Source organism: Roseateles sp. Mitsp63, assembly GCF_059491535.1.
The window spans coordinates 1571035-1595326 of the sequence record NZ_CP168509.1; the positions used below are offsets into that span (position 1 = coordinate 1571035).

Below are 24292 nucleotides of genomic sequence, written 5' to 3' on the forward strand. Positions count from 1 at the left end.
GATGAAAGCAGAACGCCCGGCATGAGCCGGGCGTTCCGCGTGAAGCGATCCGAAGGGTGTCAGCCGATGGGGCGCTCCATCGATCCAGCGCAACCGGCAGGGCTCACTGGGCCGAAGCGATCTGCGTGGTGTCGGCCGTCGCGTCGCGGCGGCCGGTGATGTAGACGGTCGGGAGCTGTTCGCGCTTGGCGGTGATCACCACCGGTTCCAGCGTGATGACCGAGGCGCGCAGCGCGCGCCGGCCTTCGGCGTGGGCGATGCCCAGGCCCAGGACCACGGCACCGATCGCGCCGACGGCGAGGGCCTTGATCGTGGTGCTGGTGGCGGAAGCAAGTTCGAAGCGGCTGGTGGTCATGTCGTTCTCCTGAAGCGGTTGGCTGTGTCGATGGAGTCAGTGTCGTCATCGGCGCGGCCGCTTTCGAGCGGCAGGAGACGAGCCGGCAGTGCGGCGGCGTGAACGGCATGGGCAGCGGATGAACGGTGAAAGGCCCGCGCCCGTCACCTGGGGAAATCCCTGGCATGCTCTGGCCGTCAGAGCAAGAGACCACGAGACTGATCCATGACTCCTCAGACCGGCGTCAGCGCCGCCCTCGCCGACCGCCCGCAGACCCGCGGGGAAGAGATCGCCAACGCCGTCAGCCATGGCCTGGGCGCCTTGCTGGCCATCGCCGCCCTGCCCATCCTCGTGACCCGCGCGATCGGGCATGGCGAGGTGGCGGACGTGGTCGCGGCGGCCATCTTCGCGTCCACCGGCATCCTGCTGTACGGCATCTCGACGCTGTATCACGCCCTGCCCGCCTCGCTGGCGGGCGGCCGCGTCAAGCAGTGGCTGATGCGCCTGGACCATGCCGCGATCTATGTCTTCATCGCCGGCAGCTACACCCCGTTCACGCTCGGCGTGCTGCATTCGGGGCCCGGCGTGACGCTGCTGATCGCGGTCTGGGCCGCCGCCGCGTTCGGCGTGACGATCAAGCTGCTGAACCGGCTGCGCCATCCGCTGGTGTCCACCGCGCTCTATCTGGCGATGGGCTGGGTGGTGGTGTTCGCCATCGGGCCGCTGGTGGAACGCACGCCCGGCCCCGGCCTGGCGCTGCTGGTGGCCGGCGGCCTGAGCTACACGCTGGGCGCGGCCGTCTTCCTGCTGGACAACAAGCTGCGCTACGCGCACTTCGTCTGGCACCTGTTCGTGCTCGGCGGCAGCGTCTGCCACTTCTTCGCGGCGCTGTTCTACGCCTACGGCTGACCCCAGCTTGGGTCGCCTCCCGTCAGCCCGGCATGAAGAAATCGCTGGGCTCGCGTGCTCAGGCCCGAGGGCCGGTATCCGTGGTGTCGAGCCCAGGCCGCGACGGCGGATTCGCTCGGATAGAGGTTGACCTGGCGGGGATGGAAGATCTCCCACTCCTCGTCTTCTCCCATCCAGTAGTCGGCCAGGCATTGCAGCGCGCGCTCCGTGCGGTCGTGCTGGCGGCCGGGGATGCTGTCAGCGAGCGTCCACCAGGCATCGTGCGCCGGATTCGTGTGGGACCCCGGCTCGGGTCGCGTCGCCGAACCCGACACGAGATTGCCCAGCACGATGTCGGACACGGTCCGGGCCGGACTCGCCAATGCTGCGAGGCTGCCTCGGCGGCCGCCGAGGACGGCGTAAGGCAGCGCCAGCTCGGGCCGTTTGTCCAGTTCAAGGCCCTCCGCGGCCAACGCGGCCCATCGGCGCCAATGGACATCGGGTGCCCCGCCGGCGTAGAGCAGGGACGTGATCTCGACGGCGAGCTCACCCAGGGCCCGGGTCGAATCCGCGTCGTCATGGGCGCTGTCGCGGCGGAGCGCATCGATGGCGCGCAGGTCGGTCGCGAGTTCCTTCAGCACCTCGCCGGCCGCGGCCGAGGCGCCGCGGCGGCGCTCCGGCCCGGACGGAAGTTCCAATGCCCTGAACGCTTCGTCAAACGAGGCGTGGAACGTGTCACTTCGTTGTTCCCGCATGGCTCACCTACACCTTCGTATCGCCCATGATCGATTGACGCGTGGCAGCAGTTCCCGCGTTCTCGACGACCACCGCATTGAGCGCTCCGGCGCTGTCCTTGGCCTTTTTCCGGCCCCTGCCGGCCAGGGTCTGGGCTGATTCGCCCCCTATCGCGTTCTCATGGCCGACGTAGTCCTGCGGATGTATGCCGCCGACGAAGGTGATCTCCTTCTCCTTGCCCATGCGGCTGTTGAACTCGATCTTCCGAGCGGAGCTCAGCCGCTCGATGTCAAGGGCGTCGTTGTAGTTGTCGTGGAAATCTCCCCGTGACATCAGGTAGATGCACAGTCGGCCCACGATGTCCTGAGTCCTCTGGTCTCTCTCCTTGGTGATCTTCTCCCCCAGCGCGTACTTGGCCGCCTGCACGGCGTCGACAGTGGTCGACAGGAAAGGGTCCTGCATGATCTGGCGCGACTGCATGGCGCCTTTCAGGTGAGTCAGGTTCGACTGCTTTCCTTTGTTCAAGGACTGGTTCGAGGCGTACATGTGAAGGTTGCTCAGAACGCCCTGCAGAACTTCCAACTGGTCGGCATTGAAGGGTGGCAGGCCAAAGCCCCCCAACACTTGCTCGATGTGAACGGCGCCGTTCTGCTTGCCGTACTCGCTGGCCCAGAACCTGGTGTAGTCGATGGGCTGCGCGAGGCGAGCGTTGCCCATGATGGACTCGACCTGGAACTGGCGGAAGTCCTGAACGTAGCGCTGAATCACCGCGAATATGGGTTTCTCATAGCGTCCCTGTTGGCTGTTCCACCATTTCGTCGTATTGCGATCTTCATAGAGTCCGGCCATGTCTGCCTGGACTCGCTTGACGGCCGTGCCGATCTCCCCCGCCGTCAGCAGCGTGGCGGCGGCAGGGCTGAGGAAGGTCTGACGTCGGGCTTCCTCCTGCAGGTCCTTGCCCGCGAACTCCGGATCTCCATAGTGCAGGCCGCGATACACGGCCAGCACAGGGACGGGCCCGGAAGGCTCGGAGCTCTCGGAGGTCTCCTCCGCCTCCATCTCCGGCTCCATGACCGCGTCCGGGGACGCCAGCTCCAGTTGCTGCTGCGCTGGCACGGCTGGCTCCACGGCCGCGGCTGGCGCGATCGGCACTCGGACGCGGATCTCGCCGGGCGCTGCAAGGAATGCCTCCCGCCCTCCCTCATAGGGTGTTTCGACGTTCTTTTGGAACCAGCTGGAGAAGGGGTGCCAAAGCCTTCCGGCCTGCTCGAACGACAGCGACGCCAGGGATTCTCGATATCCGATCTGCAGCCATTGATCGAATAGGCGGACGATCGCCAACGGGGTACCCCAACCTGGATTGACGTGCGGCACGATCGCGTCCATCTCGACGCGCTGAATCACTGGATTCGACGCGCCGCGAATCCGGTCCATGGCCTGCCGCTGCGCGACCATCCTCGGACTCTCGGCGTAAGGAGAATGCCTAGCCTGCGCCGATGCGGCCGTCGGCTCGGCGGCCGGCGAGCGGACGGAACTGGAGGCCATGGCCTGTTGCGGGCCGCTGTAGCTCATGGGGCGGGCTCCTGCTGCGTCGCACACCTGCGAAAGCAGGACCGTAAGCCACCCGCGCCCGGCTGGATATCGGCAATCTGCTGATTTCGTCCGGGGCGCTCCACCGAGCCACCGTCCCGCCAGGGCTCACGCGCCCGGCACGCACACCATCGCGATGCTGATCCAGACGCCGACGCTGAAGTACGGCGTCAGCCACAGCGCGTCGGCCTTCCAGGCGCCCCAGCTCCCGCTGGGCACGCGGCGGCGCCAGGCGTCGCGGGCGCCTTCGTCCAGGCGCAGGTAGACCCGCCCGCTGGCGCGGCCATCCCGGTAGCGGCGGCAGTACATCGGCACGTCCACGCCCAGGACATAGGCCACGAAGGCCATCGCCCCCACGATCCCGAACAGCGCCACCGCGTGGACCCAGCCGGTGCTCTCCAGCGCGACGACGCCGAGCAGCAGCGCCATCCAGGCGAAGCCCGCCGCCCACAGCGAGGACTCGACGGCCTGCGTGATGTGGTTCAGCGTCAGCACGCTGTGCCAGCAGAAGCCCTGGGCCGCCACCATGAACATCGGAATCGTCCAGGCGGCCCGCTGCACCCAGGGCAGTCCCGCATGTCCGGCCAGCTGGTGCACCAGCAGTCCGAGCTGCAACGCGAAGCAGATCTCGGCCACCGTGGCCGCGGATCTGCCCAGGAAGATGCTCGACAGGTGGGAATCCACGACCACCAGCCGCTCCAGGTCGACCCGCGGCAGCAGGGATCGATAGGCACACACCAGCACATACACGCCGGAGAGCATCAGCTGCAGGTGGGCGTGGGCGCCACCGGCCGGCCCGAAGTACAGGGCGCCCAGCCACAGGCCGATGTTCAGCACGGCCAGCGTGCGCAGCGCGCGGCACCACGACAGCACCCGCGGGTCCGGAGCGGTGGGCGCGAGCGGCTCGATGTGACGGATCGATGACATGTCGCCATGAGCCTAACCGGCGGCCGGGCGCCGCGGCAAGCACCAGCGCTGGCGTCAGGGTCTGCGGGAACTCCGCGCGCGGTGGTGCGCGGGGATCGTGGCTATCATCGGCGCGCTCAAGGAGACGAGATGAACTCACGCTTCTGGTTGGCGCTCCATGTTGGCGCGCTGCTCTGCCTGTCGGCGGCCGCGCAGGAGGTCACGCTGACGCGGCTGGACTGCGGCAGCGGCAGCAACGATCCGCGCCGCTTCAGCGACACCTTCGCCTACACCGAGACCTCCAAGCCCTTCACCTTCAGCTGCTACGTCATCCGCCATGGCGCCGACGTGATGGTCTGGGACACCGGCTACCTGCCGGGATCGGCGCCCAACGCGACCAACAAGCCGCTGGCCGACCTGCTCAAGCAGATCAGCGTCGATCCGGCCGAGGTGAAGTACGTCGGCATCAGCCACTTCCACCCGGATCACACCGGCCAGCTCGCGCCGCTGAAGAACGCGACGCTGCTGATCGGCAAGCGCGATTGGGACGGCGTCACCGCGACGCCGCCGATGAGCGGCGCCAACGCCAAGGGCTTCGCCGAGTGGATCGCCGAGAAGCGCAAGGTCGAGCCGCTGACCGCGGACAAGGACGTGTTCGGCGATGGCAGCGTCATGGTGCTGCGCGCGCCCGGTCATACGCCGGGACACTCGATGCTGCTGGTCCGCCTCAAGGAGATGGGCCCGGTGCTGCTGAGCGGCGATGCCGTGCACTTCCATGAGAACTACGAGCACGACGGGGTGCCCGGCTTCAACGACGACCGTGCCCAGACGCTGGCCTCGATCCAGCGGATGAAGGAGATCGAGAAGCACCTGAAGGCGATCGTCATCATCCAGCACGACCCGCGCGACATCGGCAAGCTGCCGGCCTTCCCGGCCGCGGCGAAGTAGGGCGCGCTCAGCGCGGCGCCAAGGGCCACAGCGCCTCGGCGGGGCGCTCGAGCACGCGCGAGGCGGCCGCATGGAACGCCGGCGGCGCCAGGCGGCCCCCGGCGGCGGCGGCCGCGAGCCATTGCTCGATCGATCCGCCGGTCTCGATCCACCGGTCCTGGCGCAGCAGACCGTACAGGCCGGCGGCGATCACGTGCATGCCGTCGTCCGACTTGCGCCAGCGATCCGCCGGATTGCGCGCCACGCCCAGCGCCTCGCTGATCAACTGGTCCAGCGCCTGGACCAGGTCCTCGTTCAGCATGCCCGGCAGCGTCGTGTAACCCCAGCGCGGATCGTGCTCGCGCACGATCTTCATGATCAGCGGATCGCGTTCGAAGGCGGCGAGCGCGGCGCTCGCGGCCGGACCGTCCATCGGCACCGGCGGGTGGAGCATCTCGTGCGCGGCGATCCGGACCGTGGTCGCGGTGTCGTAGTCGGCGGCCTGCAGGAAGGTCTGGCCCTGCACCTTGATCCCATGCGGCTTGGAGAACTGCAGCAGCACGATCTGGATCTCCGGGTCGAAGCGGCGGCCGGTCAGCTTCTCCTGCCAGGTGATCACGTCGAACCCGGCCAGCGCGCGGCTAACCTCGGCGATGCGGCGGTCCAGGTCGGTGCCGATCCGCTCATCGCGGAACGCCGCGAAGCCGGCGTCCTGCAGGGCGCTGAAGATCGCATCGAGCCTCGGGGCCGCGCGCTCGAACCAGGCCCAGTCCGATTCGCTCCAGTAGCTGCTGGCCCGGTAGCCCGGCAGGATCGCCGTCTGCCGCGACCGCAGCGCGGTCAGCAGCGTGGCCAGCGTCGCGTCGTTGCCGCTGCCCGAGAACAGCACCTGCAGGTTGGGGCCCAGCAGGCCGAAGCCGTCCTGGGCGGCTTCGCGCCAGAGCAGCCCGATGTCGCGGCGGATGGCCTCGGGCAGGCGCGGGCCGAAGGCGGTGGCGTCCTCGCCATAGAAGTCGAGGTAGAGCTGCGTGCCCGACAGCGGCCCAAGGAAGGCGATCGCATCGGCGCCTTCGCTGGCGCGCACCTTCCACCGCGTGCGGTTGGTCCTGGCCTGCGCCTGGGCGGGACGAGCCGCAAGGGCGGGCAGCAGGGCCGCCATCCAGGCAGCCAGCGGAGCGGAGAGGAGGGTTCGGCGTTGCATGCCCCCGATGCTAGGAGCGGGTGGCCGCCGGCTCTTGAACGGAGTTAACCCGCGAGCCGCTTCGGCGTCTGACCGGTGAGGGCGACGATGGCGCGCGTCAGATGAGCCTGGTCGGCGAAACCCGTGTCGGCCGCGAGCGACGCGATCGAGCCGCGCCAGCCGGGCAGCTGGCGCAGCGCATGCATCGCGCGCAGCTCCAGGCGATAGCGCTTCGGACTGGTGCCGAAGGCGCGGCGGAAACCGCGGCTGATCGACTGAGGCGCGATCTTCATGGTGTCGGCCCACTCGGCGAGGCTGAGCGCCGGATCCGCCGCGAGCGCGGCGGCGAGCAGGTCCGGCCAGTCATCGAGCCGGGCGGGGCAAGGGCGGAAGGTCTGCCGCAGCAGCCCGGCCGCCTGGACGGGATCGCGCTCGGCGAGGCGGACGATCGCGTCGGGGTCGTGGACATGGCCGAGCGGCTCGCCGCATCCGCCCGCGGGCATCGGCAGGTTCAGCACCTGCGCGCCGATGCCGAGGAACTCGTTCTGATGCGATTCATGCGCGGCGTGGAACACCGCCTGGCCGGCCTGGACACGCATGCGCCCGCGATCGCCAGCTTCCACGTAGCCGCCGGCGAGCACCAGCGCGACATAGCCCTGCGCATGGCGGTGCCGGGGCATGCGCTCGAAGGCCGGGTGAAGGGAGATCGCGGTCGACATCGGTTCAGCCTCTCGCCAGGACGTGAGGCCGCGCTGCGAGGCAGCGCGGCCGAGCCGGGGAGTATGGCCGGCGCTCGCGCGCCGGCTGAAGGTCAGGCCCGCGCCGGCGCCACCAGTTCCTTCACCAGATCGGCGTAGCGGCGCAGTGGACGGCCGAGCATCGACTCCAGCCGCCGCACGGTGCCCTCGGGCGATGTCATGCCGTGCTGCTGGATGCGCGCCATCATCAGCCGCATGTCGTAGGCCATCCAGCTGGGCATCGCCGCGGCCAGCTGCGCCTCGAAGGCCGGGAGGTCATTGCCGCCGAAATGGATCTCGCGCCCCAGCGCCTCGCGCCACACGCCGGCGGCGGATTCGCCGGTCATGGCCTCCGGCCCGATCACGTCCAGCGTCAATCGCGGCAGCGGCGCCGGAGCCGCGTCGCGACGCAGCAGCTCGGCCACCGCCAGGTCGGCGATGTCGCGTGTGTCCACCATCGACACGCCCGCCGAGCCGATCGGCATTGGATAGACGCCGTAGCCCTCGATCACCGGCTTCACCTGCAGGTCGTTCTGCATGAAGTAGGCCGGACGCAGGATGGTCACGGGCAGGTCCAGGCTCTCGATCATCCGCTCGATCGTGTGCTTGCCAGTGAAGTGCGGCACGTCGGTGAAGCGGTCGGCATGGATCACCGAGAGATAGACGATGCGCTCGATGCCAGCCTCGCGGGCCAGGCTCAAGGTCTGCAGCCCTTGCGTGACTTCGTCCGGCGTGACGGCGTTCAGCAGGAACAGCGTCCGCGCGTCCGCCAGCGCGGCGCGCATCGACGCGACGTCGGACAGATCGCCGACGACTTCGCGCACGCCCGGGGGCAGGGTGGCCTTGCCGGGCTTGCGCACCAGCGCGCTCACCGAAGCGCCTTGGCGCGCCAGACCTTGAACGACGAGGGAACCGATGGTGCCGCTGGCACCGGTGACGAGGATGCTCATGGAAATCTCCTTGGGAGCGGTTGGGGTTGCGATGACTGAACAATAGGGCGTTGCACTTCATAAACACAGACGCCAGAATGAAGACACGTCGTCTTGGATATGAAACACATGGCCGATATGGACCTCAACGCGCTCGCCGACTTCAACCTGGTGGCGACGCATGGCGGCTTCGGCCGGGCGAGCCGCGCCAGCCGGCGCTCGAAGGCCACGCTGTCGCGGCGGGTCGCGGATCTGGAGGAGCAACTGGGCGTGCGGCTCATCGAGCGCAGCACCAAGGGGCTGGAGCTGACCGAGGCGGGCCTGCAGCTGCTGAGCCGCACCGAGGGTCCGATGCACGAGGTGGCCGATGCGATCGCGTCGGCCCTCGACGGCGCCGGCAAGGTGCGCGGGCAACTGCGGATCGCGGCGCCGCTGCTGTTCTCTCAGCTCGCGATGGGCCGGCTGTGCGCGGCGCTGCGGCGCGAGTACCCGGAGCTGCGGGTGGACGTGGTCGCGGAAGACCGGGTGGTGGACCTGGTGGAGGAGCGGTTCGACGTCGCGATCCGGCCGAATCCGCGGATGGACTCGGCGCTGGTGGGGCGCTGCTTCGCGACGGACCGGCTGGTGGTCGTGGCCGCGCCGGAGATCGCGATGCCGGCGCCCAGCCCCGAGCCGGTGAGCGTGCCCGCGGTCGTCTCGACGGCCCGCGAGGGGGAGCTCTGGTCGCTCGAGGGCAGCGGCCTCGCGTTGGCGCCGCAACCGGTGCTGCGGCTGTCGTCGATGCAGATGGTCCGCGACGCGGCGATCGCCGGCGCCGGGGTCGCGTTGCTGCCGCAGTCGATCGTGTGGCATCAACTGGCGCGCGGCGAGCTGGCGCAGTGGGGCGTGGTGCCCGGCAAGGAGGTGGAGCTCTGGGTGCTGCACACTTCGCGGCGGCTCGCCAGCCCGAAGGTCAAGGCCTTCGTCGAGTTCCTGGTCGGGCAGTACCGCCAGGGGCAGTTGATGCTGCCCGGCTGATCCGCCGGCCCAGCCTGTCACCCATGTCCTGGCACACCTTCACCGCAACGACCCCACCTACCTCATGAAACTCATCGTGGCTGTTCATTTCGATGGCGAGCAGGCCAACGCCGCCGCCGTAGCCTTCGACGCCTGGGACGCGGCGGAGCCGGTGAAGACCTGCTTCACGCGCGTCGCCCAGGTCGAGAAGGCCGCGCGCGGCGAACTCGACCTGCGCGAGCTTCCCTGCGTGATGCAACTGCTGGGCGAGCACCGCCTGGAGCCCGAGCTCCTCGTGATCGACGGCTTCGTGCACCTCGATGCCGATGACACGCCGGGCCTGGGGCAGCACCTGTTCCAGGTGCTGGGCGGCAAGGTGCCCGTCGTCGGCGTGTCGAAGAAGCGCCTGCCGGGCCTGCCGGCGCAGTTCGAGGTCGTGCGGGAAGAGGAGTCGCCGCCGCTGGTCGTGACCTGCGCGGGCCTCGACATCGGCGCGGCCAAGGTGCGGGTGCGCGCGATGCACGGCAGGAAGCGCGTGCCCACGCTGATGAAGCTCGCGGCCCGCCTGGCCAAGAACCAGGAGTGATCCCGGGCCGCCGGCTCACCACGTTGGCGCCGTGGTTTCATGGGGCCCGGATTCAAGCTGGCGCGGGCGTGGCCGATATTGCTGGAATGAACATCACCAACTCCCCCAGCGTCGACGCAGCGGTCAGGAATGCATCCAACGGCACGCCCGGCACCGCCGGCAACGGGGCTGGCCTGTTGGTGCTCCGCAAGGCCCTGGACGCACAGGAAGCCGGCGCCGCCGCGCTGCTCGAGGCCCTACCGCAGGCGCCCGCCCTGGCCACCGAGGGCAGCCTCGGGCGCAACATCAACACCTACGCCTGAGCGGGCCGCTTCGCCCAGAAGCGCGCGCAGGTCGATCGCCTCGGCCATCCGCCGGTAGCCGGCGTCGCCGGGATGCAGGTGGTCGCCGGAGTCCAGCGCGGGATCGAGCCGCGACGGATGCGCGGCGTCCCGCAACACCGCGTCGAAGTCGACGACGCCGTCGAACGCGCCCGCGTGGCGGATCCATTCATTGAGCGCCTGACGCAGCGCCTCCTTCGCGGGGCTGTGGTGGCCTTCCAGCGGCGTGCCTTGCAGCGCGTGCTCGAAGGGCGGCACGGTGCCGGCGATCACCCGCACGCCGCGCGCATGCGCCTGCTTGACAAGGCGCTGGAACGCCGCCGTCAGATCGGTCAGCGTCGCCGGCGCTTCGGCGGGCGCGAACGGACTGCCCGGGAAGCCGATGTCGTTGGTGCCCAGCAGAACGACCACGGCCCTCACGCCGGCGTGCGCCAGCACGTCCCGTTCGAAGCGCGCGATCGCGCTGTCGCCCCAGCCGCCGCGCAGCAGCCGGTTTCCCGCGATGCCGGCGTTGAGCACCGCCACGCCATGCGGCGCGAGCCGTCGTGACAGGTGATCGGGCCAGCGCTGGTCCCGGCCGATGCTGGAGCCGTTGCCATCGGTGATGGAGTCGCCGATGGTCACCACCACCGGCGCGGGCTGGCCTGACGCAACCTGCAGCTCGGTGACGAAGGCGCGGGTGGTGAAGGTCTGGAGCACCGGCGCGTCGCGGCGGCCCACGGCATTGCCCTCCAGCAGGAGCGTCTGCTCCTGGGCATCCCAGTGAAAGCCGCCGAGCGTGGCGCGTTCGGGCAGATGGAGGTCCACCTCGAGGCGATCGCCCGCCGTGATGGGCAAGGAAAGCGGATCGGAGACGGCACGCCCGCCGGGCGCGACGAGCGTGCCGCCGCGGCCGTTGAATCGGACCGCGACCGCGGGGCCATCGCCGATCGTGCGCACGGTCGCGGAGCCGAGCTTCAACGGCGCGGCGCTGTACTCGTTGCTGAAGACCAGCCGCAGCTGCTCGCCGCCAACGCTGGTACGCAGTGTCTGTCGCAGCGTGACGTCGCGCAGCTCGGGCGGCATGCCGAGCGGCGCCACCCAGTCCTTGCTCCAGACGGGCTGAGCGGGCGAGATCCAGCTGGGCTGCCAATGCACCGGCGCGGCGTCAGGCGCGGCGGCCGTGGCGCTCGTCGCGAGCAAGGCCGCGAGCGAAGCGGAGAAGACGGAGCCGGCGAGGAAAGAGGCGAGGCGGTATGTCATGGCCGCACTCTCACCAATTCCATAGGCGTTGGGAAGGCGACAGAATGGCAGCCCGCCCATTCGAAAATGGAATGCCATGGACCGCCTTCGCGCGATGCACGTGTTCGTCCGGGTCGCGGAGCTGGGCAACCTGTCAGCCGCGGCGCGCTCGCTGTCGACCACGCAACCGACGGTGAGCAAGCTGATCGCGTCGCTCGAGGCGTCGCTGGGCGTGCGGCTGTTGCAGCGGGGGCCCGCGCGCGTGGTGCTCACCGACGAGGGCCAGCGCTTTCTCGAACGCGCGAGGCGACTGCTCGAGGACTACGACGAGGCGGTGGCCGACCTCGATGAACGCACGCGGCAGCCACGCGGGCTGGTGCGGATCTCGGCGCCCGTCGCGCTGGGCGAGCTCAAGCTCAACGCGCTGATGCTGCGTGCGCTGCGGCAGTACCCGGAGCTGCAGATCGACCTGATGCTGGAGGACCGCTTCGTCGATCCGGTGGAGGAGCGCGCCGATCTGATGGTGCGCATCGGCGGGGTGCTGCCGCCGGACCTGGTGGCGCGCGAGCTCGCGACCTGGCCCCGCTACATCGTCGCGTCGCCCGACTATGTGAAGCGCCACGGCCGGCCGCGCGCGCCGGCGGACCTGGCCCGTCATGACTTCCTGCGGTACGCGCACGTGTCCGATGACGCGATCACCCTCAGCGGCCCCGATGGCATCGTGGCTCTGACGATCCCGGCCCGCTACCGCGTCAACCATGCGGCGGCCCTGCTCGAGGCCGTGCGCGAGGGCGCGGGCATCACGTTCCAGCCCAGCTGGATGGTCAAGGACCTGCTCGCGCGCAAGGCGCTCGTGCGCCTGCTGCCGCGGTGGAGCGGCCCGGCGCAGACGGCTTTCCTCGTGCACGCGCCACGCCGGCAGCAGCCCATGCGGGTGCAGGTGGTGAGGGATCTGCTGGTGCGCGGGATCCAGTCGCTGTAGGGCCGCGAACAACCCCTAGATGTCGACTTGAGGGGCTCCCCGGCCACGCCTAGATTCGCTAGCGAGTGGTGAGCACCGTCCGGATCACCGGGCGGGCCGCCACCGTCGACGCGTCATCTTGCGCGTCCAATTCAAGGGAGAACTTCAATGAACGAGCCCAAAGTTGGCCTGGCCAATCCGTATGCAGTCGCTGAACTCGCGGTTGGCCGAAACGTGCGATGGCAGGCGATCACGGATCGCGATGCCTTCGTCAAGAAGACGCTTGGCGCGTCGGTGGAGGAGCTGACGTCCCCGGTCCGGGGCAATCTGCTCGTGAGCGGCCTGGCCGACACGCATCAGTCGCTGGCCGGCATCCAGGAGATGAAGCCCGAGCAGCGGGCCAAGGCGGTGGGGTCGCTCGCCAAGGGCGGACCGATGGAGGCGATGCTGTCCAAGCTGTCCCCGGACGCCGTGGCGCGCGTCGTCGGCGCGCTGGCGGGCGGGGACAAGAGCGCCGCGCCGGCGACCACGGCGACCAAGGGTGTCTCCGCTCCCGGCTATACGCCGCCCGGGGCCACCTGGGCCGATCCTGGCGACTTCTTCGAGGAGGCCGCGGAGTACTTCGACCCGGTGCAAGGCGCGCTGGGCGACTGCTACTTCATCGCGGCGCTGTCGGCGGTGGCGTGGTCGCGTCCCTACGTGGTGGCGCAGCGCACGCGGGCGACCAGCGCCTCGCCGGCGGATTTCGCCGATCGCATCGACTTCTATTCCGGCGGCCTGAAGACGATGGAGGTGACGGAGCGCGTGCCGCTGGTGACGAGCACGCATGCCTGGATCTATGCGCGCTCGTCCGAAGCCGGCGAAATCTGGCCGGCGGTCTACGAGAAGGCCTTCGCGAAGTGGAAGACCAATGACGCGACCGACGAGCCCAACTACGGCCCGATCGCCGGTGGATGGCCGGTGCAGGCGACGACGGAGCTGACCAACCTCACCGGCGTGACGAAGACCTGCTCGGCGATGAGCGAGGACGACATCTGGACGGCGGTGCGGTCCAACTGCCTGTCGTATCGGACCTTCAATCCGATGACCGCGTGGACCTTCTGCCAGACGCCATCACCGGTGGACTACGCCGGGAGCGGCATCGTCGGGTACCACGCCTACACGATCCTCGGCTGGGCGTACGTGAACAACACGAAGTACGTGGTGCTGCGCAATCCCTGGGGCTTCAACAGCCCGGTCATCAACAGCCTGGCCGGCAACTGGTCGGCGTATGACCAGAGCTTCTGGCGCTCGGTGCCGTTGAACGCCGGCGGCGTGTTCGCGATCCCGGCGGCCACCTTCAAGAAGTACTACTGGCAATTCGGCTGGGCGAGCTGAGCCGGGACGAGGCCAGTGCTGAGTTCGCCGGCGGCGCTCACGCGCGGTAGCCCGCCATGAAGACCCGCACGGCCTCGCGCAGCAGGGCCCGGTTCTCCCGGGCATCCGGTATCTCGAGCTTCAGCATGCCGCGGATGTGCGCGGAGCCGAAGAACATCGACAGGAACAGGTCCGCGGCCTGAAGCGGGTTGCGCACCTTCAAGGTGCCCGCCGAGTGAGCGCGGCGCAGATACGCCGCCAGCTCGTCTTTCACGCGCTGCGGGCCTTCCTCGTAGAACGCGCGGCAGGCCTCCGGCTGCGCCCCGGCGACGCCGTAGACGGAGCGCAACGCGCCCAGGGCATCGTCGCCGCGCGCCAGCGCCAGAAACCGGGTGCCGACCGCGAGCAGTGACTTCTCAGGCTGATGCGGATCCAGCGCCTCGGAGCCCGGGACGCCGGTCACCACGGGCGCCGTCCGATCGCGCACGACCGCCTGGAACAGCCCCTCCTTGGAGCCGAAGTTGCTGTACACGGTCATCTTGGAGACCCCGGCGTCCGCGGCGATGGCATCGACGCTGGCGCGCTCCAGGCCGTGTTCGTTGAAGTGCTTCTGAGCGGCTTCCAGGATGCGCCGGCCGCGCTCGGGATCGCGGGGCCGGCCGCGTGGGGGCTTGGGGGCGGGAAGTGGAGGCTGGGCCATGGGCGTATTTACTGGACTTGACAGTCCACTATAGCCAACGCACATTACTGGACTTGTGAGTCCAGTAATTGACGGAACTCGCCCCTCTCCCCCCTGTACGCAACACGGAGCCCATCACCATGGATGACGTCATCATCGTCGGCGGCAGCTTTGCCGGCCTCGCCGCCGCCCTGCAGCTCGGCCGCGCCCGCCGCAAGGTCACCGTCCTCGACACCGGGCTGCCGCGCAATCGCTTCGCGGGTCATTCGCATGGCCTGCTTGGCCACGATCACAAGCCGCCGCTGGACATCCTGGCCGAGGCGCGGCGGCAACTGGCGCGCTATCCCACGGTCAGGCTGGTCAATGCCCGGGCCGACGGCGTATCCGGGGCCATCGACGATTTCTCGGTCCTCACCGGTGAGGGCGAACGCCTCGGGGCGCGCCGCGTGATCCTGAGCTATGGCGTCGCCGATCAGATGCCGGGCGTGCCGGGCTTCGCCGACTGCTGGGGCACCTCCATCGTGCCCTGTCCCTATTGCGATGGCTTCGAGGTCGCCGGCCGGCACTGGGGTCTGGTCTGGTCCAGCCCGCAGTCCCATCAGTCTGCGCGGCTGTTCCAGGACTGGACCGACAAGCTGACGGTCTTCGCCGATGGCCACGACCTTCCGCCTGAGATCCGGGCCGATCTGGCGAATCGCCACATACCGGTCGTCGATGGCCGGATCGTCGAGATCGCCCATCGCGACGGTCACATCGCCACCGTGAATCTCGATGCCGGCCGCAAGATGGCGGTCGACGTGCTGTTCGCGCATCCGCGCAACAAGCCGTCCGCGAGCCTGCATGAGTCGCTGGGTCTCGCGACGCTCGAAACCCCCGTGGGCATCGCGCTCAAGGTCGACGAGCGCCGCCAGACCAGCGTGCCCGGCATCTACGCCGCAGGCGATCTCGCGACGCCCTTCCTGCCCTCGGTCACCCAGGCGTCGTCGCAGGGCGCGATGGCGGGCATCTTCGCCCAGCAATCGATGCTGGCTTGAGCGCACGGATGCCTTTCTCCGGTCGCCGCGGGCGATCGCCGCAAGGGTGATCCCGGCGAGGCGAGCTCCCTTTGCTTCCTGCCCGCGGCGGCGCGGCGCTTCAGCGCACGCGCAGCGAATGCGTCCAGTTGTGGTCGGAGGCCTGCACCATCCAGTAGTAGTTCGCCTCCGAATTGCCCTCGCCTGGCCACGGATTCATGTAGTTCACATAGGGAGTGCCATTGGCGACGTGATAGCCGGTGCCCACCATGATGTGACCGCCGCCCGACGTCCAGCCGAAGCGGATGACGAAGGGCTTGTTCGCGTTGATGTCAGAGACGATGGTGTTCCACGAGGAGGCGGAGTCGAATGGATTGCTGCCGATGCCCCAGTGGGCGAGCACGTCCTGAACGCTGCCGGCCGCGCCGTAAAGGTAGTCGGGCTTGTTGGCGTTGCTGCTCCAGTTGAAGGTGCTGTTGCCGCAGGCGTAGTTGATGCCGAAGGCCCAGTTGACGATGCTGCACTGGCTGGGCGGCGTCTTGTAGAAGCCGATCACGGCCTTGCTCGAGGCGGCCCAGCACCAGTTGTCGTGTTCCTGGGTGGTGGAATTCACGCTCAGCGTCTTGTGCTGGGCGAAGGCCAGGGGCGCCAGCAGGCACAGGCCCAGGCAGGCGAGCGTCTTCTTGAGTTTCGCGTTCATGCGATGTCCGTTCGATGTTGTGGAGGGATGTCGTGGGGCGGTGCGGCTCAGCGCTGCACGTCGAGGTTCTTGCTGACTGCGGCGCGCAGCGACTCCATCAGCTGCGAGGCGTCAAACAGGCCGGCGTCCGGCTGGGCCTTGTTCAGGCCGAAGCGCAGCAGGGATTCCTGGGCGGACTTCATCGCCGCAAAGCGGGCCTTGCCATCGTTGGTGGAGATCACTTCCAGCAGGTCGGACTGCGCCTGGTAGACGCGGATGAAGCGCAGGTTGCTGCCGTCCGCATTGCCGTGAGCTGCGCGCACGGCTTCGTACTCACGAGCGAGGCCGGCGCCGCCGAAGGAGACGGCCTGCCAGCGTCCTCCCATCACCTCCACGGTCACCAGGCCGATGGGCTTGTCGCCCACCTGCACGACGAAGCGCCAACTGCCGGTGGGTGTGGCCATGCCGCTGAGATCGGTCCGGCCGCCGGCCACGTCCTGCGGTTTGACCGTGTGAATCTCGAAGCCGTGGCCAATGCGTGCCTGCATGAGTTCTTCCATGCTGGACACGTCGAATGCCATGTTGTCGGGCGCCAGGCCGGCGTAGGCCTGCAGCTTGCTCTGCTGGTACTCGGCCAGGCCCTGTTGCGCGGCGAGCTGGGCCTGGCTGCGCGCCAGCTGGCTCTGCGCGAAGGAGGCCGGGCCGTTGCCGGCGGCCGATGCGGCAAGGGGCTGCGTCGCCAGGACGATGGCGCACAGCAGTGCGCCTGGAAGGGTCGATGCTTTCTTTTTGAACATGAGGTTTCTTTCGGTTGGAGGACAACTGCGCGGAGATCCCGCAGGCTTGGCGGCTGCGCCGCCTGCGCTGCGATTCGATGAAGACCGGCTCTTCTCGCGGAGACGGCGTTCAGCGACGGGTCGTGGCGCCGTCGGGTTGCGGCGCGCACTGGGGGTCAGGCCCATTCGATGAGGGCGAGCGAGCCCGGCCGCCGGGGCGCAGCGGGGTTTCGGACATGGCTCCGCCCTGACCTGCAACTCGGCAGGCCTGTCGGACTCAGGGAATGGAAATAAGGTCGCTGCGTTACAGCGGCGTCAGGCGCAGAGCACGCCCGGCTGCAGTTTCACGAGCGCCATCAAAGCCCCTCAGGGCCTTCGTCGGTGAGCGGAATTCGGGATTTGCGTGCGCCGGATATGGGCGGTTTCGTACCCATGGCTGTGCATATGGGGAAATCCCAGGCGCTGATGGAGAAAATATGTCGGGCGCATATCAACCAGGATGGATCAGTGCTGCACCACAAAGTCCGCACGAGTATGGGGCGAAATACCCGCATACCTGCACCAACTTCGCGCCGCTCCCACTGTCCTTGGTACCTGAGAGATTCGCATGAGGCTCCGCCCCTGCTTGCTCCTTCGGTGGAGTTGTCGGATGTGTCCGAAAACTCACTCTCCAGCGTCGGCTGTTTGCGAATCCAGTACTGGGCCTGAGCGTGTATGGGAGATTGCGCCTTCGGCGTCACGTGCGGCTGATTTCAATCAGCTTGCACGGCACTCTCCTGGATTCGTGAATCGATCTTGCCAATATCGACCAATCTCCCTATGAGAGGTTTCCCGAGGGCGAATTTCATGCGCCGGTCATGACTTTTTACGGGAAATGATGCAGGAATATCCTGGGGCGTAAGACCGACCGTCCCTATTCGGGCCGCTTCATGAAGAACTTCTCTCCAAGCTCGAAGTAGTCGCCCGGGCCCCCACCCCTCAGGATGAGGCCGGCCGCAGCGGTGTCGAACGTTCCGTCCTTCAGCAGGGTCGGCGAGATATGCATGAGCAGGACCTGCCCCAGGACCATCCAGGTGTCGACGGCATCGCCGCCCACCGTGTTCAACCGGATGAGCTGGGAGACCTTGCATTCGAATGCGACTGGACTCTCTCCAACGCGGGGCGGGGCCACCTTGATGGACGCGATCTCGGTCAGGTTCCCGAGCTCGAATTCATTGACATCGTGAGGAACCTGGGCGCAGGCGGCCTCGATCCGACACAGAGGTTTCCGAGCTGATTGACGCGCTGCATGGAGCGATGAAGCAGGCGCTACGCGTCCCGGATGACGATCATGACATCCGCTATCAGGAGCATCGCGCCGCGCATGCGCGCCTGCCAGGCGGGAAGAGCGCCGACTACCTGCTGGTCGTGGTGCACATGTTCCAGGGACGTTCGCTGAATGCGAAGCGAGCGCTGTATCGGGCCATCGTCGAGCGATTTGCCGCAGCCGGCGTACCGGCCTCTGAAGTGAACATCCTGCTAAATGCGCCGCCGCTCGAGGATTTCGGCTTGCGGGGCGGTCAGCCGGCCTGCGATCTCGACCTGGGGTTCAAGGTGGACGTCTAGCGGGATAGGGCTCGCTTGCTGAGGCACTGCATTTGCCCCCGGAGGAGCACTTCGGAGGTCACGCCGTGTCAGAACTCAACAAGAGAGCCCTCACTGCCGCCAATGCCGCCATCGCGTCAGGCGATATCGAGCAGTTCCTGCTTCATTGCGCGGATGACATCGTCTGGACCACGGTCGGCGAACCGCCCATCGTGGGGAAGGAGGCCGTGCGGCAATGGATGAAGGACGCTTACGCCGAGCCGCCCCGCTTCACCGTGGAGCAGCTCGTGGCGGAAGGCGACTGGGTAGTCGCTTTGGGCACCATCCAGGCCGAGGACGCGCAGGGCGTCACCTCCCCGCACTCGTACAGCGACGTCTGGCGCTTCGAGGACGGCAAGATGGTCGAGTTGCGCGCCTTCGTCATCAAGCACGCGTAGCGGTCTTCACCGTGGAGCGTGACGCGACGTCACCTCGACGCCGCGCTCGAGGGTCCGGATGCCGCGGCCGGTGGCAAGTCGCACAGCGGCCGGGAGCCGGCCGGCGGCGTCGAGCTGATGTGGTAATCCATCTCGCCCTCCGCGCGGGCGCGCACCATCTCGGCGACCACCGCCTCGCGGGTCAGCGGCGCGCCCGAGCGGATCTCCGCGCCGACATTGCGGCAGTTCCTGTCGAGCTTGCGAGGGGCTGGCTCCGTCTTTGGTTGAGACATCGCCAGCATGGGCGCGAGAGAGAGCAGCACGGCGGCTGAAGCAGTGGCCAGGCGCATGGGAACCTCTTCATCAAGGAACGAAAGGACCGGACGCGCGAGGCGTCCGGCGCATCAAGACAATCCGAAGGTCTTGCGCAGCCCCGCATCGACGGGACCGGCGGGCATGAAGCGGCGCAGCCGTTTGAGCAGCGTGGCCTCGCCCTTGGGCGTGGTCCGCATCCGCCACGGACCGAGCGCCGCGTCGACGATCGTCCTGGCCACGCCCTCGGGCTCCGGCGCCTTCCTGATGTTCTTCTCCATCGCGGCGACCACGAGCTGGCGCTCCGCGTCATAGGCGGCGATGGGCGAGGCCGCCTGCGGCGCGTTCAGGTCCAGATTGGTCCGGGTGAACGACGGCTCGACCAGCGCGACGCGGATGCCGAAGGCCCGCAGCTCGTGGTCCAGCGTCTCGGACAAACCCTCGACGGCGTGCTTCGACGCCGAGTACGCGCCCATGTACGGCGACGGCAGGAAGCCCACCACGGAACTGACATTGACGATCCGGCCCGCCCGGCGCTTGCGCATCGACGGCAACACCGCCTGCGCGGTGCGAAGCACGCCGAACACGTTGGTGTCGAAGAGCGCTTTCGCCTCTTCCACCGAAGTCTCCTCGGCCGCCCCAAGCAGCGTCACGCCCGCGCTGTTGACCAGCACGTCGATGCGGCCGGTCTGGGCCAGGACCGCCTGGATCCCGCGCTCGACGGACGCGCTGTCCCGGACATCCATCTCCACCAGGGTGACGCCCGCGATCGGCGATGCCTTGGCGACATCGCGCACCGTGCCGAACACCTTGCAGCCGCGCTTGGCGAAGAGTTCGGCGCTTGCTCGACCGATGCCCGACGACACGCCGGTGATCACGACAACTTGAGAATCAGACACGGGAATCCTTCGTAGGGGAGTGGGGAGGAGAGCGCCGATTCAGCCCCGCGGGCTAGCCGGCTTGAGCTTGAACCAGATGGCATACATGGCGGGCAGGAACACCAGCGTCATCGCGGTTCCCGCGAGGGTCCCGCCGATCAGCGTGTAGGCCAGCGTTCCCCAGAACACCGAATGGGTCAGCGGAATGAAGGCCAGGATGGCGGCGAGCGCGGTCAGGATCACCGGGCGCGCCCGCTGCACCGTCGCCTCGACCACCGCGTGGAAGGGCGCCAGGCCGGCCTGCTCGTTGTGATGGATCTGCCCGATCAGGATCAGCGTGTTGCGCATCAAGATGCCCGACAGCGCGATCAGGCCCACCAGCGCGTTGATGCCGAAGGGCTTCTGGAACAGCAGCAGCGTCGGCACCACGCCGATCAGGCCCAGCGGACTCGTGAGGAAGACCATCACCATCGCGGACAGCGAGCGCACCTGCAGGACGATGATCAGCAGCGTGACCGCGACCATGATCGGGAACAGCGGCAGCATCGCGGCCGTCGCCTTGCCCGACTCCTCGATCGAGCCGGCCTGCTCGATGCGATAGCCGCTAGGCAGCTTCGCGATCAGCGGCTGGAGCTGACGCGTGATGGCGGTCGAGACATCCGGCGGCTGCAGGCCTTCGGCGATGTCGCCCCGGACCGTGATGGTCGGCACGCGGTCGCGCCGGCGCATGACGGCCTCTTCCGGACGGACCTCGATCTCGCCGACCTGCGACAGCGGGATGCGCTGCCCGTTGGCGCCGGTCAGCGTGAAGTCGCCGAGCCGGGCCGGGTCGAGCCGGAAGTCGCCGGCCGCGCGGGCGATGACCTGCACGCTGCGGATGTCCTGCCTCACTACCGTGACCGGCACGCCGTTGAGCAGGAACTGCAGCTGCTGCGCCACCGCGCTGGAGCTCAGGCCCACGGCCTGCAGCCGGTCCTGCTGCAGCGTGAAATGCAGCGCCGGGACGCGCGAATCCCAATCCGAGTTCACCGTGCGCATCAGCGGACTGTGGTCCATCACCTGCCGCACCTCGGCGGCGATGCCGCGCAGCACCTCGGGGTCGGGGCCGCTCACGCGATAGGCCACCGGATAGGGCGAGTAAGGCCCGAACACGAGCTGCGTCACGCGCAGCCGGGCCTCGGGCGCGAGGCCGTCGGCGATCGCCCGCCGCAGCCGCAGCTTCAGGGCCTCGCGCTCGTCCTGGCTGTCCGTGCGCACGACGATCTTCGCGAACGAGGGATCAGGCAGCTCCGCGCCCATCGAGAAGTAGAAGCGCGGCGCGCCCTGGCCGATGTAGGAGGTCACGATCCTGGCCTCGCCCTGCTTGGCCAGCCAGGCTTCGACCTTCGCGGCGGCGCCGCTGGTCTGGCCGATCGACGAGCCATAGGGCATCTGCACTTCGACCAGGACCTCCGGCCGGTCCGAGACCGGGAAGAACTGCTTCTTCACCGCGCCCATGCCCAGCACCGACAGCACGAACAATCCGACGACCGAGGCGGCGACCAGCCATTTGCGGCCGATGACCCAGCTCAGCATCCGGCGGAAGCGCTGGTAGTTCGGCGTGCCGTAGAGCGCGTCATGCCCGCCCTCGACGCGCTGGAGGTCGGGCAGCATCTTCACGCCGAGGTAGGGCGTGAAGACCACCGCCACCACCCACGATGCGATCAGCGCGATGCCGACGATCCAGAACATGTTGCCGGTGTACTCGCCGGCCGAGGACCGGGCGAAGCCGTTGGGCATGAAGCCCACCGCGGTGACCAGCGTGCCCGAGAGCATCGGCGCCGCGGTGTGGCTCCACGCGTAGGCGGACGCGGCGATGCGGCTGTAGCCTTCCTCCATCTTCACCACCATGGTCTCGATGGCGATGATGGCGTCGTCCACCAGCAGGCCCAGCGCCAGGATCAGCGACCCCAGCGTGATGCGGTCGAAGTTCTTGCCGGTGGCCAGCATCACGACGAAGACCACCGCCAGCGTCAGCGGCACCGCCGCCGCGACCACCAGGCCCACCCGCCAGCCCATGCTGACGAAGCACACCAGCATGACCACCAGCAGCGCGGCGAAGAACTTCACCATGAACTCGTCCACGGCCGCGTCGATGTTCACCGCCTGGTCGGTCACCTTGGTCAAGGCCTGGCCCAGGGGCAGGGCGGCGTTGATCGCGCCGACCTCGTGGTCCAGCGCCTTGCCCAGGTCCAGCCCGTTCCATCCCTCGCGCATGACCACGCCCAGCAGCAGCGCCGGTTCACCGCCATTGCGGACCAGGAAGGTGGCCGGGTCCTCGTAGCCGCGCGTGACCGTGGCGATGTCGGACAGCTTCAGCGTGCGTCCCTGCGCCACCAGCGGCGTGTCGCGGATCTTGCGCAGTTCATCGAAGGCGCCGTCCAGGCGGACGAACACCTGCGGCCCGCGCGTCTCCACCGAGCCGGACGGCGTCAGGGCGTTCTGGTTGTTGAGCGCGGCGAAGACGTCCTGCGGCGACAGACCCAGGGTCGCCAGGCGCTCCTGCGAGAACTGGACCTCGATGCGTTCGGCCTGCTCGCCGACGATGTTGACCTTCTTGACGCCCGGCACGTGCAGCAGCCGCTGGCGCAGGGTCTCCGCGTCGCGCACCAGCAGCCGCGGCTCCTCGCCCTTGGCCTTGAGCGCGTACAGCGCGAAGGTGACGTCCGAGTACTCGTCGTTGACGAACGGGCCGAGCACGCCGGGCGGCAGGTTGCGCGCCTCGTCGCCGATCTTCTTGCGGGCCTGGTAGAACTCATCGAGCACCGCCGACGGCGGCGTGCCGTCCTGCAGCGTCAGCGTGGTGAAGGCCAGGCCCGGGCGGGTGTAGGTCTCGCTGCGGTCGTACCAGCGCAGCTCCTGCAGGCGCTTCTCGATCTTCTCGGCCACCTGGTCCTGCATCTCCTGCGCGGTCGCGCCGGGCCAGGCCGAGACGATGGTCATCACCTTGATGGTGAAGGCGGGATCCTCGGCGCGTCCGAGCTTGAAGAACGAGACCACGCCCGCCACCGAGATCAGCAGGATCAGGAACAGCGTGATGGCGCGCTCGCGCACGGCCAGGGCCGACAGGTTGAATCGGCCTTCGCTCACGGACGCGCTCCCGCCGCGGACGGCAGCGTCGCGCCGGACCCGACGCGGACCTGCTCGCCCTCGCGCAGCAGATGCGCGCCAAGCGTGACGACCCGCTCGCCCTGCCGGATCTGGCCGCCGATGCGCGCGCCCGATTCGTCCAGGCGCTCGACCGCGACCGGCCGCCACGAGACCTTGGCCGGCTCGCCCTGGACGACCCACACGCCAGGCCCCTTGCCGGCGTCGAACAAGGCGCCGAGCGGCACATAGGCGCCCGCGCCCGGAGCAGCCGGGCCCTCCGGGATCTGCAGCGTGACGGTGGCGCCCAGCGGCGCGCTGGCGAGCTCGCCCTGCAGCACATAGCGGGCCTCGAAGGTGCGGGTCAGCCGGTCCGCCGCGCTCGAGAGCTGCCGCAGGGTCGCGGGCGACCCGTCGCCGCTTCGGCCGAAGAGCGTCGCCTGGCCGCTGGAGCCGAGGGCGGGCCTCAGCGTCTCGGGCAACTGGACGATCGCCTCGCGCCGCCCCGCATGCGCCAGACGCAGGACGATCTGTCCCGCCGCGACGACCTGCCCAGGTTCCGCGAGCGTCTCGGTGACGACGCCGTCGCCATCGGCCAGCAGTTCCGCGTAGCGGCTCGCGTTGCCCGCGACTTCCGCCTGCGCCAGCGCCGCGTTGAGCTGCGCCTGCGCGGCATCGGCCGCCGCCTTGACCTGGTCATAGGCCGACGAGGAAATCGCGCCGGTGCCGCGCAGGTCGCGGTAGCGGGCCTCGTCCTCGGCGGCCTGGCGGGCCCGCGCCCGCGCCGCCGTCACGGCTTCCTGCTGCGCGTGCGCCGCGAGCTTCAGATCCTCGGGATCGATCCGCATGAGCACCTGGCCGCGCTTGACGGCCTGCCCGGCGTCCACGCGCCGCTCCAGCACCTTGCCCGCGACCCGGAAGCCCAGGTCGCTCTGCACCCGCGCGGCCACCGTGCCGGTGAACGAGCGCGACGCGGGCGCCGCGGCCTGCACGGTGGCCACGCGCACCAGCGGCGCCTCGGTCCGGGGATCTGCGACTGGCTTTTCGCCGCATGCCGCCAGCACGGCCGGCAGGGTGAGAACAAGCGTGAAAACAGGAAGGCGACGCCGGCGCATGAAAGCCCCAATGACGAGTGATCAGGCTTTCATTTTGGAACTGGTGAC

Annotated in this window: 26 protein-coding genes and 1 riboswitch; of the genes, 10 read left to right on the forward strand and 16 right to left on the reverse strand. The window is 68.7% G+C overall.

What is annotated here, in order from left to right:
* Positions 1–103: 103 nt before the first annotated feature.
* Entirely contained in the window at positions 104–355 is a 252-nt protein-coding gene (locus tag ACEN96_RS06855) for a hypothetical protein (RefSeq protein ID WP_495587291.1), read from the reverse strand.
* A 204-nt stretch (positions 356–559) separates the two neighbouring features.
* On the opposite strand from ACEN96_RS06855, the gene trhA reads away from it, so the two are divergent.
* Positions 560–1243, forward strand: coding sequence for a PAQR family membrane homeostasis protein TrhA (trhA, locus tag ACEN96_RS06860; RefSeq protein ID WP_495587292.1), 684 nt, complete (start codon positions 560–562; stop codon positions 1241–1243).
* Here trhA and ACEN96_RS06865 read toward each other — a convergent pair.
* The 3 genes from ACEN96_RS06865 to ACEN96_RS06875 form a co-directional block, all read right to left on the reverse strand.
* On the reverse strand, positions 1234–1977 hold the full coding sequence (locus ACEN96_RS06865; protein WP_495587293.1) for a hypothetical protein: 744 nt from the start codon (positions 1975–1977) through the stop codon (positions 1234–1236). The two genes, trhA and ACEN96_RS06865, sit on opposite strands and share 10 nt — an antisense overlap.
* Positions 1978–1984: 7 nt before the next feature.
* The gene (locus ACEN96_RS06870) at positions 1985–3529 is read right to left on the reverse strand and encodes a hypothetical protein (protein ID WP_495587294.1); all 1545 of its coding nucleotides are present in this window, start codon (positions 3527–3529) and stop codon (positions 1985–1987) included.
* 126 nt (positions 3530–3655) lie between these two features.
* Positions 3656–4474: a hypothetical protein gene (locus tag ACEN96_RS06875; RefSeq protein WP_495587295.1), complete on the reverse strand. Its 819-nt coding sequence runs from the start codon at positions 4472–4474 to the stop codon at positions 3656–3658.
* A gap of 129 nt (positions 4475–4603) precedes the next feature.
* Here ACEN96_RS06875 and ACEN96_RS06880 point away from each other — a divergent pair, with 129 nt between their 5' ends.
* Positions 4604–5401: an N-acyl homoserine lactonase family protein gene (locus tag ACEN96_RS06880; RefSeq protein ID WP_495587296.1), complete on the forward strand. Its 798-nt coding sequence runs from the start codon at positions 4604–4606 to the stop codon at positions 5399–5401.
* 7 nt (positions 5402–5408) lie between these two features.
* Here the strand turns inward: ACEN96_RS06880 and ACEN96_RS06885 are convergent, their stop codons facing one another.
* The 3 genes from ACEN96_RS06885 to ACEN96_RS06895 all read right to left on the reverse strand — a co-directional run bounded on the left by ACEN96_RS06885 (position 5409) and on the right by ACEN96_RS06895 (position 8247).
* Positions 5409–6581: a hypothetical protein gene (locus ACEN96_RS06885; RefSeq protein WP_495587297.1), complete on the reverse strand. Its 1173-nt coding sequence runs from the start codon at positions 6579–6581 to the stop codon at positions 5409–5411.
* A gap of 44 nt (positions 6582–6625) precedes the next feature.
* Positions 6626–7279: an AraC family transcriptional regulator gene (locus ACEN96_RS06890; RefSeq protein WP_495587298.1), complete on the reverse strand. Its 654-nt coding sequence runs from the start codon at positions 7277–7279 to the stop codon at positions 6626–6628.
* A 92-nt stretch (positions 7280–7371) separates the two neighbouring features.
* Positions 7372–8247 carry an SDR family oxidoreductase gene (locus ACEN96_RS06895; RefSeq protein ID WP_495587299.1) on the reverse strand — a complete coding sequence of 292 codons (876 nt, stop codon included), beginning with the start codon at positions 8245–8247 and terminating at the stop codon, positions 7372–7374.
* 117 nt (positions 8248–8364) lie between these two features.
* Between ACEN96_RS06895 and ACEN96_RS06900 the strand changes: the two genes are divergently transcribed.
* From ACEN96_RS06900 to ACEN96_RS06910, 3 genes are all read left to right on the forward strand, one after another.
* Positions 8365–9243, forward strand: coding sequence for a LysR family transcriptional regulator (locus tag ACEN96_RS06900; RefSeq protein ID WP_495588564.1), 879 nt, complete (start codon positions 8365–8367; stop codon positions 9241–9243).
* Between the two features lie 64 nt (positions 9244–9307).
* A complete protein-coding gene (locus ACEN96_RS06905) occupies positions 9308–9808 on the forward strand; it encodes an endonuclease V (protein WP_495587300.1) in 501 nt (166 codons plus the stop codon).
* A gap of 86 nt (positions 9809–9894) precedes the next feature.
* Positions 9895–10110 carry a putative motility protein gene (locus ACEN96_RS06910; RefSeq protein ID WP_495587301.1) on the forward strand — a complete coding sequence of 72 codons (216 nt, stop codon included), beginning with the start codon at positions 9895–9897 and terminating at the stop codon, positions 10108–10110.
* On the opposite strand, the gene ACEN96_RS06915 is transcribed toward ACEN96_RS06910, so the two are convergent.
* The gene (locus tag ACEN96_RS06915; RefSeq protein ID WP_495587302.1) at positions 10045–11370 is read right to left on the reverse strand and encodes an SGNH/GDSL hydrolase family protein; all 1326 of its coding nucleotides are present in this window, start codon (positions 11368–11370) and stop codon (positions 10045–10047) included. The two genes, ACEN96_RS06910 and ACEN96_RS06915, sit on opposite strands and share 66 nt — an antisense overlap.
* 76 nt (positions 11371–11446) lie before the next feature.
* Between ACEN96_RS06915 and ACEN96_RS06920 the strand changes: the two genes are divergently transcribed.
* Positions 11447–12331: a LysR family transcriptional regulator gene (locus ACEN96_RS06920; protein WP_495587303.1), complete on the forward strand. Its 885-nt coding sequence runs from the start codon at positions 11447–11449 to the stop codon at positions 12329–12331.
* Positions 12332–12478: 147 nt separating this feature from the next.
* The gene (locus ACEN96_RS06925; protein WP_495587304.1) at positions 12479–13687 is read left to right on the forward strand and encodes a C2 family cysteine protease; all 1209 of its coding nucleotides are present in this window, start codon (positions 12479–12481) and stop codon (positions 13685–13687) included.
* A gap of 37 nt (positions 13688–13724) precedes the next feature.
* Here ACEN96_RS06925 and ACEN96_RS06930 read toward each other — a convergent pair whose 3' ends face one another.
* On the reverse strand, positions 13725–14366 hold the full coding sequence (locus ACEN96_RS06930) for a TetR/AcrR family transcriptional regulator (RefSeq protein WP_495587305.1): 642 nt from the start codon (positions 14364–14366) through the stop codon (positions 13725–13727).
* Between the two features lie 119 nt (positions 14367–14485).
* On the opposite strand from ACEN96_RS06930, the gene ACEN96_RS06935 reads away from it, so the two are divergent.
* Positions 14486–15379 carry an NAD(P)/FAD-dependent oxidoreductase gene (locus ACEN96_RS06935; RefSeq protein ID WP_495587306.1) on the forward strand — a complete coding sequence of 298 codons (894 nt, stop codon included), beginning with the start codon at positions 14486–14488 and terminating at the stop codon, positions 15377–15379.
* 100 nt (positions 15380–15479) lie between these two features.
* Here ACEN96_RS06935 and ACEN96_RS06940 read toward each other — a convergent pair whose 3' ends face one another.
* From ACEN96_RS06940 to ACEN96_RS06950, 3 genes are all read right to left on the reverse strand, one after another.
* Positions 15480–16058 (reverse strand): C39 family peptidase, encoded by a 579-nt coding sequence (locus ACEN96_RS06940; protein ID WP_495587307.1) that lies wholly within the window; start codon positions 16056–16058, stop codon positions 15480–15482.
* 47 nt (positions 16059–16105) lie between these two features.
* Positions 16106–16834 carry a hypothetical protein gene (locus tag ACEN96_RS06945; protein WP_495587308.1) on the reverse strand — a complete coding sequence of 243 codons (729 nt, stop codon included), beginning with the start codon at positions 16832–16834 and terminating at the stop codon, positions 16106–16108.
* Between the two features lie 550 nt (positions 16835–17384).
* A riboswitch (glycine riboswitch) is annotated at positions 17385–17497 on the reverse strand.
* Positions 17498–17726: 229 nt separating this feature from the next.
* Complete coding sequence (locus tag ACEN96_RS06950) at positions 17727–17918, reverse strand: hypothetical protein (protein ID WP_495587309.1); 192 nt, start codon at positions 17916–17918, stop codon at positions 17727–17729.
* Positions 17919–18109: 191 nt separating this feature from the next.
* Between ACEN96_RS06950 and ACEN96_RS06955 the strand changes: the two genes are divergently transcribed.
* Positions 18110–18418 carry a tautomerase family protein gene (locus ACEN96_RS06955; RefSeq protein WP_495587310.1) on the forward strand — a complete coding sequence of 103 codons (309 nt, stop codon included), beginning with the start codon at positions 18110–18112 and terminating at the stop codon, positions 18416–18418.
* 65 nt (positions 18419–18483) lie between these two features.
* Positions 18484–18834 carry a nuclear transport factor 2 family protein gene (locus ACEN96_RS06960; protein ID WP_495587311.1) on the forward strand — a complete coding sequence of 117 codons (351 nt, stop codon included), beginning with the start codon at positions 18484–18486 and terminating at the stop codon, positions 18832–18834.
* Positions 18835–18863: 29 nt separating this feature from the next.
* Here the strand turns inward: ACEN96_RS06960 and ACEN96_RS06965 are convergent, their stop codons facing one another.
* The 4 genes from ACEN96_RS06965 to ACEN96_RS06980 are packed head-to-tail and all read right to left on the reverse strand — an operon-like array spanning position 18864 to position 24244.
* On the reverse strand, positions 18864–19163 hold the full coding sequence (locus ACEN96_RS06965; RefSeq protein ID WP_495587312.1) for a DUF4148 domain-containing protein: 300 nt from the start codon (positions 19161–19163) through the stop codon (positions 18864–18866).
* Positions 19164–19217: 54 nt separating this feature from the next.
* Entirely contained in the window at positions 19218–20024 is an 807-nt protein-coding gene (locus tag ACEN96_RS06970) for an oxidoreductase (protein ID WP_495587313.1), read from the reverse strand.
* Positions 20025–20063: 39 nt separating this feature from the next.
* On the reverse strand, positions 20064–23132 hold the full coding sequence (locus ACEN96_RS06975) for an efflux RND transporter permease subunit (protein WP_495587314.1): 3069 nt from the start codon (positions 23130–23132) through the stop codon (positions 20064–20066).
* Positions 23129–24244 carry an efflux RND transporter periplasmic adaptor subunit gene (locus ACEN96_RS06980; protein WP_495587315.1) on the reverse strand — a complete coding sequence of 372 codons (1116 nt, stop codon included), beginning with the start codon at positions 24242–24244 and terminating at the stop codon, positions 23129–23131. The genes ACEN96_RS06975 and ACEN96_RS06980 overlap by 4 nt, the downstream gene beginning before the upstream one ends.
* Between the last annotated feature and the right edge of the window lie 48 nt (positions 24245–24292).